The organism is Kitasatospora sp. NPDC057940, assembly GCF_042887425.1.
In the GTDB taxonomy this organism is placed as follows: Bacteria; Actinomycetota; Actinomycetes; order Streptomycetales; family Streptomycetaceae; genus Kitasatospora.
The window spans coordinates 322,333-338,316 of record NZ_JBHVPH010000005.1; the positions used below are offsets into that span (position 1 = coordinate 322,333).

Below are 15,984 nucleotides of genomic sequence, written 5' to 3' on the forward strand. Positions count from 1 at the left end.
CACCGACCTCGCCGACCTCGCCGAACGTCTCAGGGGGTCGGCGGGTGGAGCGCGAGGAGGGAGGGGGTGGTGGGGGCGGCGAGGCGGAGCAGGCCGTGACCGGTGCCGGCGAGGCCGACCATCAGGGAGGGGCTGTGGACGCCGTGCGGGAGGCCGCAGATCCAGCCGCGGGTGTCGAGGTCGTCGAGGGTGGCGTGGGCCTGCCGCAGAGCGGCGGTGCGCCAGCGGTCGCCGGCGAGCAGGAGGGGTTCGAGGTTTCCGAAGTCGCCGTGGCAGAGCGAGAAGTTGTGGCCGAAGCCCTCGCGGAGGACAGTGGTCAGGGCGGTGTCGCGTTCGGCGAGGAGCAACTCACGGGATTCGGGGAGGAGTTCGGCGAGTTCGGTGCGGGCGAGCGCGATGCCCGAGGCGCCGTGGCACCAGAGGGACGGGTAGTGGGGCGCGTCGGGGCCGCCGTCCTCGCGGACGTCGCGCCAGTTGGCGACGGCCCGGTCGAACAGGGTGTTTTCGTACTCGACGGCGGCGAGGGCGAGTTGGGGCAGTCGCGGGTCACCGAGGTGCCGGCCGGCGCGGGCGAGCGCCCAGGCGATGCCGGAGCCGCCGTGGGCGAAACCGGCCAGCGGGCGCTTGGCGGTGCCGGCGAGGGAGGCGGGCAGCCAGCCGGCGCCGCCTTCGGGGCGCGGGGCGGCGGCCCGGACGAGGCGTTCGGCGCAGGCGGCGAGGGCGTCGGTGACGGCGGGGCCGGGGCGGACGGCCGCCCAGGCGAGCAGTCCGCCGATGGTGCCAGCGTTGCCGGCGAGCAGGTCGTGCTGGGCGTCGTCGGCGGCGGTGACGGCGCTGCGGCGCACCACCTGGGCGGCCAGGGCGTCGAGTTCGGCGTCGGGGTGGTGGGCGGCGAGGTGGGCGAGGGTGTAGAGGACGCCGCCGACGCCGGAGAGGCCGCCGCCGAGGCGGTCGGCGCGCCGCCGAATCTGGTGACGTAGCGTCAGTTCGACGGCCCTGGCGGTGTTCCGGTGCTCGCGATCGCCGGTGACGGTGGCGAGCTGGTGGAGGAAGAGGGCGACGCCGGCCGTCCCGCTGTAGAGGTCGGGGCCGAGTTCGGCGGGCGCCCAGCGGCCGGGCGGGGCCCAGTTGGGGCCGGCCCAGGCGAGGTCCGCGCTTCCCCGATAGGCCTCCCGGAGGAGTTGTTCGCCGGCGTCGACGGCCTTGGCGAGGGCGCGGGCCGCCAGGTCCAGGCCTTCGGCCGGCTTCCCGGGCAGCGCGGGAGGGGACGTGACCGGGGGGCGGCGCGGCTCGCGGGCGCCGTCCGCGGTGGCCACCGACAGCCGCAGCAGCTGGAGTTGGCGGGCCAGGTCCGGTTCACTGAGGGCGTCCGCCTTGGCGAGGGCGAGGTCGAGTGCGGGCCGGTCGGTGACGCCGGGGATCAGGGCGCCGGTGGAGGAGCGGGCGTCGACGCTGTCGGGGCGGATGGTGAAGACCGGGACGTCCCCGCGCCAGAGGTCGGCCCGTTCGTCGTCGACGTAGGCGAGCGCGTGCTCCTCCCAGGCGGGGAGCGCCCAGAGCCGGTCGAGGTGGCGGTCCTGGTCGAGGCCGTCGCGGAGCAGGTCGGGGTGGCAGGCGGTGGCGAGCAGGCTGCGGTACTCGAAGGTGTCGCGGCGCAGCATCCTGGTCTCGTCGGCGGCGAACGCCCGTATGAGCTCCCGGAGTTCACCCTTGTGGGCGGCGAGCAGCCGGTAGGCCTCGGTGAAGCCGGCTTCGAGTTCGCCGACGTGGTCGGCCAGGCGCAGCGGCCGCCCGGGCGGGACGGGCCGGCTGCCGGGCGCCGCGACGGGCATCCGGCGGTACTCCAGGCGGAGCCGGTCGGTGCCCTGGTCGACCAGGACGGGGGCGGGGCGCGGCGGGAGGCTGCCCGGATCCCAGCCGAGGGCGGAGAGGTCGGTGCCGCCGTTGCCCTCGTCCCACATGCGCTCGGGCAGCAGGCCGGAGCGCAGCACCGAGTGCCGGGCCTGGTGGCGGGCGAGCCGTTCGGACTCGGAGAGGTCCTTGGCGGGTTCGGGCAGGTCGGGGTGGAACAGCGCTTCCAGGTCGATCAGGACCGGCTGGTCGCGGACGGCGATCAGGTTCTGGGCGTGGCAGTCGACCGCGTCGAGGGTGTGGAGCAGCGCGGCGAGGGTGCCGGCACGGTGGTAGAAGTCGCTCAACTCGGCTTCGTCGCGGGCCGGTTCGGCGGTGACGTGGGCGACCCAGCCGTAGCCGTCGCGGGCCAGGTGGGCGAGGTCGTGCAGCGGCAGCCGGAGCATGGGGTTGAGCCAGCGCAGGAGGTGCTGGAAGTGCGTCTCGGCGCCGAGCGGGCGCGGCTTGTAGACGATCCGGGTGCCGTGTTCGAAGCGCAGGGCGCTGACGGTGGCACCGCCCCGGTGCGGGTCGCCGAGGCCGGTGGCGAGTTCGGTGAGGCGGCCGAGCGGGCGGCCGTCGGCGAAGGTGCGGGCGAGGGCGGGGAGGTCGGCGGCGAGGCGGCGGTAGAGGGTGAGGCAGGTGGCGGTCCACTGTTCGGCGGCGGTGGCCAGCCGGTACGCCAGCACCGGGTATTCGGCGAGGAGTCGGACGGCGCGGCCGGGTTCGGTGAGCCGGTCGAGGAAGGTCCGGTAGCGCTGTTCGGGGGTCTCTCCGGTCAACTCGCCGGAGAGGCGGGCGACGTGGAGTTCGGTGATGACGGTGCGGACGGCCGTGGCGTGCGCGGTCGCGGTGAGTGCGGGCAGCACGAGGGCGACGAGCTGGTCGGGGGTGCCGAGGCTGGCGGGGCCAGGGGTGGCGGGACCGGGGGAAGCCGCGCCCGGGGTGGCGGGGCCGAGTTCGGCGAGGCCGGTGCGCAGACGGTCGCGGGCGTCGGCGAGCAGCGGGGCGACGAGCCGGGCGAAGGCGTGCTCCTCGGGGAGGTCGAGGGTGTGCCCGGCCTCGAAGGCGGCGGCGAGGCGTTCGGCCCAGTCGGGGGTGCCGAGGCGGTCCGCGAGGTCGGCCGGGTGTTCGGCGAGCAGGGCGCGCAGCCCGTCCGGGTCGAGGCGGTCGGCGGCGAGGCGGCGCTCGAACCAGTCGTCCCGGTCGAAGGGCGGCTGGGCACGCCAGCGGTCGAGGATCCGCCCGGCACGGTCGGCCCGTTCAGCCCGTTCGGCGCGTTCGGCGCGCTGGGCCTCCGGGTCGGGCAGCGGACGGCGGGCGGCGAGCGGGACGGCTCGGGCGGCGGCCCGACGGATTTCGGACGCGTCCACCACGGGCGGTCTCTCCATGCTCGGTTCGTGCGCGACGGTTGCGGTGCTGTGCGCTCGACGGTTGCGGTACCGGGCGGACGCGCCCCGGCGGTGCGGCCGGGCGCGCGCTCACCGGCCGTATCGTGCGTCCGCGGCGCGGGCCCCGGCGGTGCGACCGGGGTCCGCGCCGCGGACGGCGGACTCAGAAGCTGCAGACGTGGGCGCAGCTGCTCCAGCCGCCACAGGTGCTGGACTGCACCGCGGCGGTCACGTAGAGCTCGTCCGACAGGTCGCCGGCCGGGTGGACCTGGTGGCCCTGGCCGAGGGTGAGCCGGAAGTCCTCGTCCTTGAGCGCGCGGACCTGCTCTGCCGTGGGCTGCATGGTGCCTCCTTCAGACATTCGGGTCTGGCACGGTCGTGCCGGGTCGGGATCCTGGCACCGCCCCACCCACCGCACCAGGGGTCTGCCGCGCACCGGGCACAATTTCGGCCAGGGTCGAAATAGGGACGAGGTCTCCCCTCCCGTCCGGCTCCCGCAGGCCGCACCCACTCCCCCGGCCACCCGGCGAACCTCCCGTCGCCCTACACCTGTCCGGAATCCGGGCGGTGACGGGACCCTGAACCGGGCCCCACGTTTGAACGGCCGGACCCCGGGCAGTCCGCGCCGCCCGTCGCTCCTGTGGCCGGGCCGGGCACCGAAGGTCACGATGGAATCCGGCGACCCCCGCCCCCGGCCCGATCGGAGCGCGATGAGCGAGCAGCACAACGTCGTCCTGCTGACCTTCCCGGACGCCGCCGCCTGGCGGACGGCCTTCGACGGGGCGCAGCACCTGCCGGGCCTGCGGCAGCTGGCGGCGCTGGAGCGCAGCGCCGACGGCCTGTTGGAGGTCCAGGACGCCTTCACCCGGGGCGCGGGCGTGACCACCGTCAGCTCCGGCGTGCTCGGCGGCCTGGTGGGCCTGGTCGGCGGGCCGATCGGCGTCCTGCTCGGCTTCGCGGCCGGTGCGGCGCTCGGCAACGCCGCCGAGGAGGGCCGGGCGACGGAGGGCGGCGCCGGGCTGATCATGCTCTCGCCGCGCGTCCCGGACGGCGGCGCGCTGCTCGTCCTGGAGCTCCGGGAGTCCTCCCCCGACCGGGCCGACGACCTGGCCTCCCGGCACGGGGCCACGGTCGAGCGGATCGACGCGCAGGTCTTCGCCGAGCAGGTCCGGGCCGCCGAGCACAAGGCGGAGCAGGACACGGCGGAACAGGACGCGGCCGAGCAGAACGCGGCGGAGGAGCCCAAGACGGAGGGCCACCGGCCCGGCGAGGGCGGCTGACCCACCGCCCGCGCAGCGCCCCGAGCACCGCGATCAGCACCGCGGCGCACCCCCGGTGGCGGTCCGCCATCGGCCCGGAGGCGTACACCTCCGGGCCGATGGCGGATCCTCACCGCCCTCCGGACGATCAGGCGGGCGCGGGCTCAGGCCCGCGCGGGATCAGGCGACGTCGAACCGGTCCAGGTTCATCACCTTGACCCACGCCGCGACGAAGTCCGCCACGAACTTCTCCTTCGCGTCGTCGCTCGCGTAGACCTCGGCGACGGCGCGCAGTTCGGAGTTGGAGCCGAAGACCAGGTCGGCCCGGGTCCCGGTCCACTTGAGCGCGCCGGTGGCCGCGTCCCGGCCCTCGAAGGTGTGCCCGTCCTCCGGGGTGGCCTTCCACTCCGTGCCCAGGTCCAGCAGGTTGACGAAGAAGTCGTTCGTCAGGGCCTCGGGGGTCTCGGTGAGGACGCCGTGCGGGGACTGCTGGTAGTTGGCCCCCAGCACCCGCAGACCGCCGACCAGGACGGTCAGTTCGGGCGCGCTCAGGGTCAGCAGGTTCGCCTTGTCGAGCAGCAGGTACTCGGCGCCCAGCCGGCTGCCCTTGCCCACGTAGTTGCGGAAGCCGTCCGAGGCCGGCTCCATCGCCGCGAAGGAGTCGACGTCGGTGAGCTCCTGCGTCGTGTCCACCCGGCCGGGCGTGAACGGCACCACCACGTCGCGGCCGGCCGCCCGGGCGGCCTTCTCCACGCCGACGCCGCCGGCCAGCACCACCACGTCCGCCAGCGAGACCTGCTTGGCGCCGGACCGGGCGTTGAACTCCTGCTGCACGCCCTCCAGGGTGCGCAGCACCGAGGCCAGCCGGTCCGGCTCGTTGACCTCCCAGCCGATCTGCGGCTGGAGCCGGATCCGGCCGCCGTTGGCGCCGCCGCGCTTGTCGCTGCCGCGGAAGGAGGAGGCCGCCGCCCACGCGGTGGACACCAGCTCGGAGACCGACAGCCCGGAGGCGGCGATCCGCTCCCGCAGGGCGGCGACGTCCGCGGCGTCGATCTGCTGGTAGTCGACCGCGGGCAGCGGGTCCTGCCACACCAGTTGCTCGGTCGGGACCTCCGCGCCGACGTAGCGGGCGACCGGGCCCATGTCGCGGTGGGTCAGCTTGAACCAGGCGCGGGCGAAGGCGTCCGCGAGCTCCTCGGGGTGCTCCAGGAAGCGCCGGGAGATCGGCTCGTAGATCGGGTCCAGGCGCAGCGACAGGTCGGTGGTCAGCATCGTCGGGGCGTGCCGCTTGGACGGGTCGTGGGCGTCCGGGACGGTGCCCGCTCCGGCGCCGCCCTTCGGCTTCCACTGGAAGGCGCCGGCCGGGCTCTTGGCCAGCTCCCACTCGTAGCCGAACAGCGTCTCGAAGAAGCTGTTGTCCCAGGTCACCGGGGTGGCCGTCCAGGCGCCCTCCAGGCCGCTGGTGATCGCGTCCCCGCCCTTGCCGGTGCGGAAGGTGCTCTTCCAGCCGAGGCCCTGCTGCTCCATCGGGGCGTCCTCGGGGTCGGGGCCGACGTTCTCCGCCGGGCCCGCGCCGTGGGTCTTGCCGAAGGTGTGGCCGCCGGCGATCAGCGCGACGGTCTCCTCGTCGTTCATCGCCATCCGGTAGAAGGTCTCGCGGATGTCGCGGGCGGCGGCGAGCGGGTCCGGGGTGCCGTTGGGGCCCTCGGGGTTGACGTAGATCAGGCCCATCTGGACGGCGGCGAGCGGGCGCTCCAGCTCGCGGTCGCCGGTGTAGCGCTCGTCGCCGAGCCAGGTGGTCTCCGGGCCCCAGTAGACGTCCTCGTCCGGCTCCCACTCGTCCACCCGGCCGCCGCCGAAGCCGAAGGTGTCGAAGCCCATCGACTCCAGGGCGACGTTCCCGGCCAGGATCATCAGGTCGGCCCAGGAGAGGTTGCGGCCGTACTTCTTCTTCACCGGCCACAGCAGGCGGCGGGCCTTGTCCAGGCTGGCGTTGTCGGGCCAGCTGTTCAGCGGGGCGAAGCGCTGCTGCCCGGCCCCGGCGCCGCCGCGGCCGTCGCTGATCCGGTAGGTGCCCGCGCTGTGCCACGCCATCCGGATGATGAAGGGGCCGTAGTGCCCGTAGTCGGCCGGCCACCAGGCGTGCGAGGTGGTGAGGGCCGTCTCGATGTCCCGCTTCACGGTCGGAAGGTCGAGGGATCCGAACGCCGCGGCGTAGTCGAAGTCCGCGCCGAGCGGGTTCGCCACGGCCGGATTCTTCGCGAGGATCTTCAGATTGAGCCGCTCCGGCCACCACTGGCGGTTTCCGCCGCCCTGGGTGGGGTGCGGCGCGCGCCCGTGGGCCACCGGGCAGCCACCCGCGCCCTCCGCCTGCGGCTCGGGTTCGGTAACGATCGGATCGTGGTTCTCAGACATGGAAATCCTTCCCTACAAGGCGGATCACGGTGTCTTCACTGCTACTTCCTGCTACCCAGGCTATCGCCGGAGCCGATCCTACGATGGACACGATCCACGTCAAGATTGACACCAAACGCATATCCGATCGGGAACCGGAGAGAAGCCGAAATCACTTGGTAAAATCCTGGCCTCCCATTGACCTGAATAGGTGAACCGATATGAGTGACCTGCTGGAGCGACTGCGCGGACGCGGCTGGCGCCTCACCTCCCAGCGGCGTGTCGTGGCGGAGGTCCTGGACGGCGAGCACGTGCACCTCACCGCCGACGAGGTCCACGCCCGAGCCGCCGAACGCCTGCCCGAGATCTCCCGGGCCACCGTCTACAACACCCTCGGCGAACTGGTCACCCTCGGCGAGGTCACCGAGGTCTCCACCGACGGCCGGGCCAAGCGCTACGACCCCAACGCCCACCACCCGCACCAGCACCTCGTCTGCACCCACTGCGGCACCATCCGCGACGTCCACCCCACCGACGACCCCCTCGCCGCCCTGCCCGCCGACCAGCGCTTCGGCTTCACCGTCACCGACGCCGCCGTCACCTACCGCGGCCTCTGCCCGGCCTGCGCGGCGGCCTGACCACGGGCCCGGACCCACCTCCCCGCCCGGACCGCGGACCGGGGTTCCCTGCGAAGATCGGGGGATGGAACTGACGATGGTTGACGTCACACCGGGGAGCGCCGCCATGGCGACCGATGTCGGGCCGCTGATACGGCAGTTGAGGCCGGCCCTGACCGCCGAGGGGTTCGCCGCCTTCGCCGCCGAGGCGCACGCGCAGGGGCTGTCCTTCACCGCCGCCTACGACGGCCGCGGGCGGTGCGTCGGGGTGGCGACCCACCGGGTGCTGGCGACCAGCCGCGGCCGGCTGCTGTTCGTCGACGACCTGGTGACCGACCGCGCGGTGCGGTCGGCGGGGGTCGGCGGGCGGCTGATGGCGGAGCTGGACGAGCGGGCCCGGCGGGCGGGGTGCGCCCGGATCGAGCTCGACTCCGGGGTGACCAACCACGGCGCGCACCGCTTCTACCACGCGGCCCGGATGTCGATCGTCGCCATGCACTTCGCCCGCGAGATCCGGGCCGGTTCGTAACGCTCCGAGGGGACGGCCGGTTCGCGGCCCGCGGTGCCGGCCGGTTCGTGCTACGCGATGCCGGCCGGTCCGTGGCCGTTCACCGCGGCGCCGGACCGGAGTTGACACGGAACCACGGAGTTGACGGACCCGCCGGCCCGCCCTTGACCCCCGCCGGGGCCGGGCTGGGACGATCCCCGGCATGGGCGAAACCATCAACGAGAAGCAGCCGATATTCTCCGCCGACGCCGACATTCGCATTTCCGCGACACCGATCGAGGTCTACGCGGTGATCAGCGACCTGCCGCGCAGCGGCGAATGGAGCCCGGAATGCCTGGGCGGTGAATGGACGGTCGGCGAGCCGGCCGCCGTCGGGTCCGTGTTCCGCGGCGACAACCTCCGCGGCGACGACATCGTCGCCTGGGCGCCGGTGGTCCGCGGCCGGTGGACGACCCAGTCCGAGGTGGTCACCGCGGAGCCGGGCCGGACCTTCCGGTGGGCGATCCACAACTCGGCCGGCCAGAAGCAGGAGAGCGTCTGGGGCTTCGACATCGAGGCCGCCGAGGGCGGCGGCAGCCTGCTGACCCACCACTTCCGCATGGACTCGGCCACCCAGGGCATCAAGGGCATCACCGCGGAGATGGACGCGGCCGAGAAGCAGCGCTTCTTCGCGGAGTGGGGCGACAAGATCTCCGGCGATCTGGCCGCCACCCTGCAGCGCATCAAGGCCGTCATCGAAGAGGCGTGACGCCGGGCGGTATCCGGCCTTTCCGCGATTCGCCCGGAATTCCCGGGCCCGTACCCGGGCACGCGGCCATTCGGACGCCCGGGCACGCCAATTCACCTCGGACGGTGTCCCTTTCACCGCGGGTGGTGTCCATTCCATTCACGTCAGGCGCCGACGGCGCACAGCCGAGGCCCGGGAGGCGTACAGGTGCTTCTTCAACGTATCGGAAACCGGGGAATTCAGCTCGGGATGCTCTTCGAACGCGCCGCGGCCAGACACGGCGCGAACGTCCTCATCCTCGACCACGACCTCGACGCGGCACCGGAGTTGGGCCGCAGGGCGACCGTCGCCGAGGTGTCGGACCTGGTGGACGACCTGGCGTCCCGGCTCTGGGCGGCGGGCGTGCGGCCGAGCCGGCGGGTGGTGGTCTACAAGGCCGACGGCTTCGACATCACGCTGCTCGCGTGCGCGGCGGCGCGGATCGGGGCGGTCCCGGTCCTGCTGTCGCCGGCGCTGGACGGCGCGACCGTCGCCGAGCTGGTCCGCCGCACCGACCGGCCGTTCCTGGTGACCGACCAGGAGAAGCTGGAGAACGTGCTGCCCGAGACGGTCTTCGACCTCGCCGACCGGGTGGTGCTGACCTCCGGCTCGTACCGGGACGCCGTCGAACTGCGGGCGCTGGCCGGGGTGGAGAGGGTCAGGCCCGTCATCATGCCGGCCGACCACCCGACGCTGATCACCCACACCTCGGGCACCACCGGGACGCCCAAGCTGGCCGTGCACACCGGGTTCAGCCTGCAGTCCCGCTACCGCCCGCAGGCCTCCGTCATCGCCCCGCTGATCCCGGGCCGGGAGACCATCGCCATCCACGTCTCCTTCGTCCACTCCCGGCTGATCACCGCGCTGGCGATCTCGCTCTACCGCGGCTTCCCGCTGGTCGTGCTGCGCGAGTCGGACCCGAAGCACGTCGGCGACCTGTTCGCGCGGCTGAAGCCGGGCATCCTGGAGGCGCACCCCAACTCCTTCATGGAGTGGGAGGAGTTGGCGCAGGACCCGCGCGGCCCGCTGTCCAACGTCAAGCTGTTCAGCAGCACCTTCGACGCGATCCACCCGCGGACCGTGCACCGGCTGCTGCGCGCCACCCGGCGCCGCTCGCCGCTCTTCGGCCAGCTGTACGGGCAGAGCGAGGTCGGCCCGGCCATCGTCCGCGGCTTCACCCGGCGCCGCACCCTGGACGACGACGGCCGCTGCGTCGGCATGCCGTTCCCCGGGATGACCGACGTCCGGGTCGTCAGCCGGAACGGCAACCCGCCGTCCGAGCGGAACCCGGGCTTCATCGAGGTGCGCAGCGACGGACGCATCGTCACCTACCTCGGCGAGCAGGACCGCTACGACGCCCAGGTGTCGGCGGACGGCTGGTGGCGGATGGGCGACGTCGGCTACCGCACCAAGTGGGGCTGCGTGCACCTGCTGGACCGCGAGGTCGACCTGATCGAGGGCTTCGGCAGCACCCTCGCGGCCGAGGACACCCTGTTCGGCCAGCTGCCCGGCCTCGCCGAGGTCATCATCATCCCCGGCCCGGACGGCAGGGCCGTGCCGGTGGTGTGCACCAAGGACGACGAACCACTGGACCTGGCGGCCTGGCGCCGCGCCACGGCGTCGCTGCCGCCGATGGCCGAGCCGGTCCACCGGCGGCTGGACGAGCTGCCGAGGACCGCCACCACCAAGATCAAGCGCCTGGAGCTCGCCCGCCTGCTGCTCGCCGACGCCCCGCAGGGCGCTCGGGCGGACGTGGAAGACGTGGAGGACGTGAAGCCGTGAGTGAGCGAACCGAGCCCGTCATCGAGAGGTGCGCGCGGGCGGATGCCCCTGCCGAGCGAAGCGAGGTGGGCGCATGAGCGGAGTGGGCAGCAAGGCGGCACTGGAGGTCTGCGTCATCGGGGCCGGCCCGCGCGGCCTGTCCGTTCTGGAGCGGCTCTGCGCCAACGAGCGCGCGGCGCCCTCGCACGACTCCATCACGGTGCACATGGTCGACCCGGCCGCGCCCGGCGCCGGCGCCGTCTGGCGCCAGGACCAGTCACGGCACCTGCTGATGAACACCGTCGCCTCGCAGATCACCGTGTACACCGACGACAGCTCCCGGATCGACGGCCCGATCGAGCCCGGTCCGAGCCTGTGGGAGTGGGCGGTGGAGGTCGCCGAGGCCGGCGCCGCCTCCGGGCAGGACGAGGAGTGCGTGGCCGAGGCCCGCGCCCTGGGAGCCGACAGCTACCCCACCCGGGCGTTCTACGGGCGCTACCTGAACGCGAGCTTCCGCCGGGTGGCGGACGGCGCGCCCGCGCACGTCACCGTCCAGGTGCACCGCTCGCGGGCGGTGGCGATGGCGGACACCCATGGTGTCCCCGGCGGCCCGCAGGGCATCCGCCTGGAGAACGGCAGCCGGCTCAACCACCTGGACGCCATCGTGCTCGCCCAGGGCCACGTCGCGGCCCGGCCGACCCCGCACGAGGAGCGGACGGCGAGCCTGTCCCGGATCCACCACCTCACCTACATCACCCCGGCCAACCCGGCGGACCTCGACCTGAGCGGCATCCTGCCGGGCCAGCACGTGCTGCTGCGCGGCCTCGGGCTGAACTTCTTCGACCACATGGCCCTGTTCACGGTCGGCCGGGGCGGCGCCTTCGTCCGCGCGGACGGGCGGCTGGAGTACCGGCCGTCGGGCCGGGAGCCGAAGCTGTTCGCCAGTTCGCGCCGCGGCATCCCGTACCACGCCCGCGGCGAGAACGAGAAGGGCGCGTACGGCCGTTACTTCCCCCGGTTGCTGACCGCCGAGTACATCGCCGGGCTGCGCGAGCAGTCCGCGGCCGGCGAGCCGGTGCAGTTCCGCACCGACCTGTGGCCGCTGATCGCGCGCGAGGTGGAGAGCGTCTACTACGGCACGCTGCTCGACGCGAAGGGCCGCGGCGCCGAGCGGGAGCCCTTCGTCGATCGGTACCTGACGGTCGCCCACGGCGGCGGCTTCGCGGCCCTGCTCGACGAGTACGGCATCCCCGAGTCGGAGCGCTGGGACTGGGATCGGCTCTTCCGCCCCTACGGGGGCCGGGAGTTCACCGGACCGGAGGACTTCCGCGACTGGCTGCTCGGATACCTGGCCGAGGACGTCGAGGCGGCCCGCGCCGGCAACCTCAGCGGCCCGCTCAAGGCCGCCCTGGACATCCTGCGCGACCTGCGCAACGAGATCCGCCTCGCGGTGGACCACGGCGGGCTGGAGGGGAACTCGCACCGGGACGACCTGGAGGGCTGGTACACCCCGCTCAACGCCTTCCTGTCGATCGGCCCGCCGGTCTCCCGGATCGAGGAGCTGATCGCCCTGATCGAGGCCGGGGTGGTCGAGCTCACCGGCCCGGGCACCGAGATCCGGATCGACACCGAGGCGGCCGCCTACGTGCTCACCTCCCGGGCGGTGCCCCAGCCGCCGGTGCGCGCCACCGTCCTGATCGAGGCCCGGCTGCCCGAACCCGACCTGCGCCGCACCACCGACCCGCTGCTTCAGCACCTGCTGAGCACCGAGCAGGCGACCGCGTACCGGATCCCGGGCACGGGCGGCACCGACTACGAGACCGGCGGCCTGGCCGTCACCAAACGGCCGTACCGGCTGCTGGACACCCGGGGCCGGGCGCACCCGCGGCGCTACGCCTACGGGGTGCCGACCGAGTCGGTGCACTGGGTGACGGCGGCCGGCATCCGGCCCGGCGTGGACTCGGTGACCCTCGGCGACTCGGACGCGATCGCCCGCTCGCTGCTCGCCCTGCCGCCCACCACCCAGCTGCCCTTCGGCGTCCGGCCGGACGCGGCCGTCACCGACCTGACCGGAGTGCTGATATGACCGACCCTGACGAGCCGGACGCCCAGGACGCCCAGGAGGCCCTGGAAGCCCCGGACGCCCAGGACGGACCCGGCGGCCCGCACGACGAGCACGACCCGCACGACGCGGCCGACATCCTGACCGACGCCGGGCTGCTCTCCCCGGTCCGCGCCGGGACGCCGGTCGAGGCCGCCGTCTGCGACCGGGCCTGGCTGCAGGCCATGCTGGACGCCGAGGCGGCGCTGGCCCGGGCCCAGGCCGGGCTGGGCACCCTGCCCAAGACCGCCGCCGACACCATCACCCGCCTGGCCCGCGCCGAGCTGCTGGACCTGCGGGCCCTCGCGGTCGAGTCCCGGGAGACCGCCAACCCGGTCGTCGGGCTGGTCCGGGCGCTGACCGGGGTGGTGGCGGCCGAGGACCGGGCCGCCGCCGAGTACGTCCACCGCGGCTCCACCAGCCAGGACGTCCTGGACACCGGCGCGATGCTGGTGGCCGCCCAGGCCCTGCGGATCATCCGCGCCGACCTCACCCGCACCGCGCGGGCCCTGGCCGTCCTCGCCGCACGGCACCGGGACACCGTCCTCCCCGGCCGCACGCTCGCCCTACAGGCCGTACCGACCACCTTCGGCCTCAAGGCAGCCGGCTGGCGCCTGCTCGTCCTGGACTCCGAGCAGCGGCTCGGGCAGGTCGCCGAACACGGCCTGCCGGTCTCGCTCGGCGGCGCCGCCGGCACCCTCGCCGGGTACCTGGAGTACGCCCGGATCGACGGCGCGGCCGCGGGCGGGGCGAACGGGGCGGCGCCGGACCCGGGCGACTACCTGGACCGACTGCTCACCGCCTTCGCCGCCGAGACCGGGCTGGCCCGCCCGGTGCTGCCCTGGCACGCGCTGCGCACCCCGATCGCCGACCTCGCGGGCGCGCTGGCCTTCACCGCCGGCGCCCTCGGCAAGATCGCGATCGACGTGCAGTCGCTGACCAGGACGGAGGTCGGCGAGGTGGCCGAGCCCACCGCGGCCGGGCGCGGCAGCTCCTCCGCGATGCCGCACAAGCGCAACCCGGTGCTGGCCACCCTGATCCGCAGCGCCGCGCTGCAGGTGCCGGTGATCGCCGCCGGGCTCACCCAGTGCCTACTGGCCGAGGACGAGCGCTCGGGGGGCGCCTGGCACGCCGAGTGGCAGCTGCTGCGCGAGGCGCTGCGGCTGACCGGGGGCGCCGCGCACACCGCGGTGGAGCTCGCCGAGGGGCTGGAGGTCCGGCCCGAACGGATGCGCACCAACCTTGAGTTGACGGGTAGTCAGATCGTCTCGGAGCGGGTCGTCGCCGTCCTGGCGCCCCGGCTCGGCAAGGCGGCGGCCAAGCAGCTGCTCACCGAGGCGTCCGGAGAGGCCGACCGCGACGGTCGGCCGCTGGAGCAGGTGCTCGCCGAACTGCCCGCGCTGGACGGCGTGCTCGGCAGGGCGGAGCTCTCCCGGCTGTGCGATCCGACCACGTACACCGGAGCGGCCGGCCCCCTCGTCGACCGGGCCCTGCGCGAGCCGTGAGGCCGGCCCGGTGTCCGGCGTCCCGACGCCGGACACCGGACGCCCGAGCGATCTGCGACCAACCGAAGGGGAAGAGGAGCATGTTCCTGCAACGCGTCGGCAACCGAGGCATCCGGCTGGGCACGGTCTGGGACCGCGCGGCCGCCCGTCACCCGGCGAGCCCGGTCTACCTCGACCACGACCTCGACATCGCCCCGGAGCTGGGCCGGCGGGTCACCCTGACCGAACTCGCCGACCTGGTCGACGACTTCGCCGCCCGGCTGTGGGCTTCCCAGGTCCGCCCCGGCTCACACGTGGTGATCCACAAGTCGGACAGCTTCGACATCTCCCTGCTCGCCTACAGCGTCGCCCGGGTCGGCGGGGTGCCGGTACTGCTGTCCCCGAAGCTGGACGGCGCCACCGTCGCCCGCCTGCTGGGGCGACTGTCCCGGCCGACGCTGCTCACCGACGCGGCGAAGCTGGAGCAGGAACTCCCGTCCGAGGTGTTCGACCTGACCGAGCGGGTGCTGGTGGCCACCGGGGAGTTCCCGGGCGCGACGGCGCTGGCCGGGCTGGCCGGGGTCGAGCGGGTGGCGCCGGTGACCATGCCGCAGGACCAGCCGGCGCTGATCACCCACACCTCGGGCACCACCGGCCTGCCCAAGCTCGCCGTCCAGACCGGCATCACGATCCAGGCCCGCTGCCGCCCGCAGTCGGTGCTGCTCGCCCCGGTCGGGCGGCACGAGCCGATCGCCGTGCACGTCTCCTTCGTCCACTCGCGGATGATCAGCGGGGCCGCGCTGTTCGCGCTACGCGGCCACCCCATGATCATCCTGCGGGACGACGAGCCGGAGCACGTCGCGAAGCTGTTCGCCCGGATCCCCCCGGGGGTGATCGAGTCCCACCCCAACACCCTGCTGAGCTGGGAGGTCCTGGCGGACCACCCGGCGAAGCCGCTGGCCAAGGTCCGCTGCTTCAGCAACACCTTCGACGCCATCCACCCGCGCACGGTCGACACCCTGCTGGGCGCGTCCGAGCGCAGCCTGCCGTTCTTCGCCCAGACGTACGGGCAGAGCGAGACCGGCGCCATCGCCGCCCGCACCTACACCCGGCACCGCCGCAGCGGCGCCGACGGCCGCTGCGTCGGGCGGACCTTCCCCGGGATGACCGAGGTCCGGGTGGTCAGCCGGGACGGCCGGCCGGTGACCAAGAACTCCCCCGGCCACATCGAGGTGCGCAGCGGCGGGCAGATCGTCACCTACTTCGGCGAGCGGGAGCGCTTCGAGGGCCAGTTCTCGCGGGACGGCTGGTGGCGGATGGGCGACCTCGGCTACCGCACCCGGTGGGGCTGCCTGCATCTGCTGGACCGCGAGGTCGACGAGATCCCGGGGATCAACAGCACCCTGGACCTGGAGGACAAGCTGTTCACCCGGCTGCCCGAGCTGCTGGAGGTGATCATCGTGCCCGGCGGGGACAAGGCCCCGGTGCCCGTGGTCTGCACCCGGGACGACCAGCCGCTCGACCTCGCCCGCTGGAACCGCGCGGTGGCCGGCCTGCCCGCACTGGCCCCGCCGGTGCAGCGCCGGCTGGACGAGCTGCCGCACACCGCCACGACCAAGGTGAAGCGGCTGGAGCTGGCCAGGGAGCTGGCCACGGCCGAGGAGGCCTGAGCCGAGAAAGCCTGAGCCGAGAAAGCCTGAGCCGAGAAAGGCGTCGGCCCCGGCGGGGGGGCCGCCACCCCCCGGGGCGGCCCCCCGGCCGGGGGGGCCCTGGCCGGCCCGCGCCCCACGGCCGGCCCCCGGTCCACGGGGCC

11 protein-coding genes are annotated in these 15,984 nt (G+C 74.1%); 8 read left to right on the forward strand and 3 right to left on the reverse strand.

The window, feature by feature from the left end; all coding sequences use genetic code 11:
* Window positions 1–29: 29 nt before the first annotated feature.
* Both ACFVTF_RS11725 and ACFVTF_RS11730 read right to left on the reverse strand, forming a co-directional pair.
* Complete coding sequence (locus tag ACFVTF_RS11725) at window positions 30–3,281, reverse strand: type 2 lanthipeptide synthetase LanM family protein (RefSeq protein ID WP_387812337.1); 3,252 nt, start codon at window positions 3,279–3,281, stop codon at window positions 30–32.
* A gap of 163 nt (window positions 3,282–3,444) precedes the next feature.
* Window positions 3,445–3,624 (reverse strand): hypothetical protein, encoded by a 180-nt coding sequence (locus tag ACFVTF_RS11730; RefSeq protein ID WP_371516064.1) that lies wholly within the window; start codon window positions 3,622–3,624, stop codon window positions 3,445–3,447.
* 367 nt (window positions 3,625–3,991) lie between these two features.
* Here ACFVTF_RS11730 and ACFVTF_RS11735 point away from each other — a divergent pair, with 367 nt between their 5' ends.
* Window positions 3,992–4,561: a hypothetical protein gene (locus tag ACFVTF_RS11735; protein ID WP_387812340.1), complete on the forward strand. Its 570-nt coding sequence runs from the start codon at window positions 3,992–3,994 to the stop codon at window positions 4,559–4,561.
* 159 nt (window positions 4,562–4,720) lie between these two features.
* Here ACFVTF_RS11735 and katG read toward each other — a convergent pair whose 3' ends face one another.
* Complete coding sequence (katG, locus tag ACFVTF_RS11740; protein ID WP_387812343.1) at window positions 4,721–6,955, reverse strand: catalase/peroxidase HPI; 2,235 nt, start codon at window positions 6,953–6,955, stop codon at window positions 4,721–4,723.
* Window positions 6,956–7,155: 200 nt separating this feature from the next.
* Here katG and ACFVTF_RS11745 point away from each other — a divergent pair, with 200 nt between their 5' ends.
* The 7 genes from ACFVTF_RS11745 (at window position 7,156) to ACFVTF_RS11775 (ending at window position 15,841) form a co-directional block, all read left to right on the forward strand.
* On the forward strand, window positions 7,156–7,572 hold the full coding sequence (locus tag ACFVTF_RS11745) for a Fur family transcriptional regulator (protein ID WP_371516068.1): 417 nt from the start codon (window positions 7,156–7,158) through the stop codon (window positions 7,570–7,572).
* 106 nt (window positions 7,573–7,678) lie between these two features.
* A complete protein-coding gene (locus ACFVTF_RS11750) occupies window positions 7,679–8,080 on the forward strand; it encodes a GNAT family N-acetyltransferase (RefSeq protein ID WP_387812346.1) in 402 nt (133 codons plus the stop codon).
* A 181-nt stretch (window positions 8,081–8,261) separates the two neighbouring features.
* Window positions 8,262–8,807, forward strand: coding sequence for an SRPBCC family protein (locus ACFVTF_RS11755; RefSeq protein WP_387812349.1), 546 nt, complete (start codon window positions 8,262–8,264; stop codon window positions 8,805–8,807).
* Between the two features lie 228 nt (window positions 8,808–9,035).
* Entirely contained in the window at window positions 9,036–10,607 is a 1,572-nt protein-coding gene (locus ACFVTF_RS11760; protein WP_387812352.1) for a class I adenylate-forming enzyme family protein, read from the forward strand.
* Window positions 10,608–10,680: 73 nt separating this feature from the next.
* Window positions 10,681–12,672, forward strand: coding sequence for an FAD/NAD(P)-binding protein (locus ACFVTF_RS11765; protein ID WP_387812355.1), 1,992 nt, complete (start codon window positions 10,681–10,683; stop codon window positions 12,670–12,672).
* The gene (locus ACFVTF_RS11770; protein ID WP_387812358.1) at window positions 12,669–14,192 is read left to right on the forward strand and encodes an adenylosuccinate lyase family protein; all 1,524 of its coding nucleotides are present in this window, start codon (window positions 12,669–12,671) and stop codon (window positions 14,190–14,192) included. Before ACFVTF_RS11765 ends, ACFVTF_RS11770 begins: the two co-directional genes overlap by 4 nt.
* An 80-nt stretch (window positions 14,193–14,272) precedes the next feature.
* A complete protein-coding gene (locus ACFVTF_RS11775) occupies window positions 14,273–15,841 on the forward strand; it encodes a class I adenylate-forming enzyme family protein (protein WP_387812360.1) in 1,569 nt (522 codons plus the stop codon).
* Window positions 15,842–15,984: the final 143 nt, after the last annotated feature.

Bases quoted from the DNA above. Each gene is read 5' to 3' on its own strand.
- ACFVTF_RS11750 (WP_387812346.1), top strand. From the start codon at position 7,679: ATGGCGACCGATGTCGGGCCGCTGATACGGCAGTTGAGGCCGGCCCTG.
- katG (WP_387812343.1), bottom strand. From the start codon at position 6,955: ATGTCTGAGAACCACGATCCGATCGTTACCGAACCCGAGCCGCAGGCG.
- ACFVTF_RS11735 (WP_387812340.1), top strand. From the start codon at position 3,992: ATGAGCGAGCAGCACAACGTCGTCCTGCTGACCTTCCCGGACGCCGCC.
- ACFVTF_RS11765 (WP_387812355.1), top strand. From the start codon at position 10,681: ATGAGCGGAGTGGGCAGCAAGGCGGCACTGGAGGTCTGCGTCATCGGG.
- ACFVTF_RS11755 (WP_387812349.1), top strand. From the start codon at position 8,262: ATGGGCGAAACCATCAACGAGAAGCAGCCGATATTCTCCGCCGACGCC.
- ACFVTF_RS11730 (WP_371516064.1), bottom strand. From the start codon at position 3,624: ATGCAGCCCACGGCAGAGCAGGTCCGCGCGCTCAAGGACGAGGACTTC.
- ACFVTF_RS11745 (WP_371516068.1), top strand. From the start codon at position 7,156: ATGAGTGACCTGCTGGAGCGACTGCGCGGACGCGGCTGGCGCCTCACC.
- ACFVTF_RS11770 (WP_387812358.1), top strand. From the start codon at position 12,669: ATGACCGACCCTGACGAGCCGGACGCCCAGGACGCCCAGGAGGCCCTG.
- ACFVTF_RS11775 (WP_387812360.1), top strand. From the start codon at position 14,273: ATGTTCCTGCAACGCGTCGGCAACCGAGGCATCCGGCTGGGCACGGTC.
- ACFVTF_RS11760 (WP_387812352.1), top strand. From the start codon at position 9,036: ATGCTCTTCGAACGCGCCGCGGCCAGACACGGCGCGAACGTCCTCATC.
- ACFVTF_RS11725 (WP_387812337.1), bottom strand. From the start codon at position 3,281: ATGGAGAGACCGCCCGTGGTGGACGCGTCCGAAATCCGTCGGGCCGCC.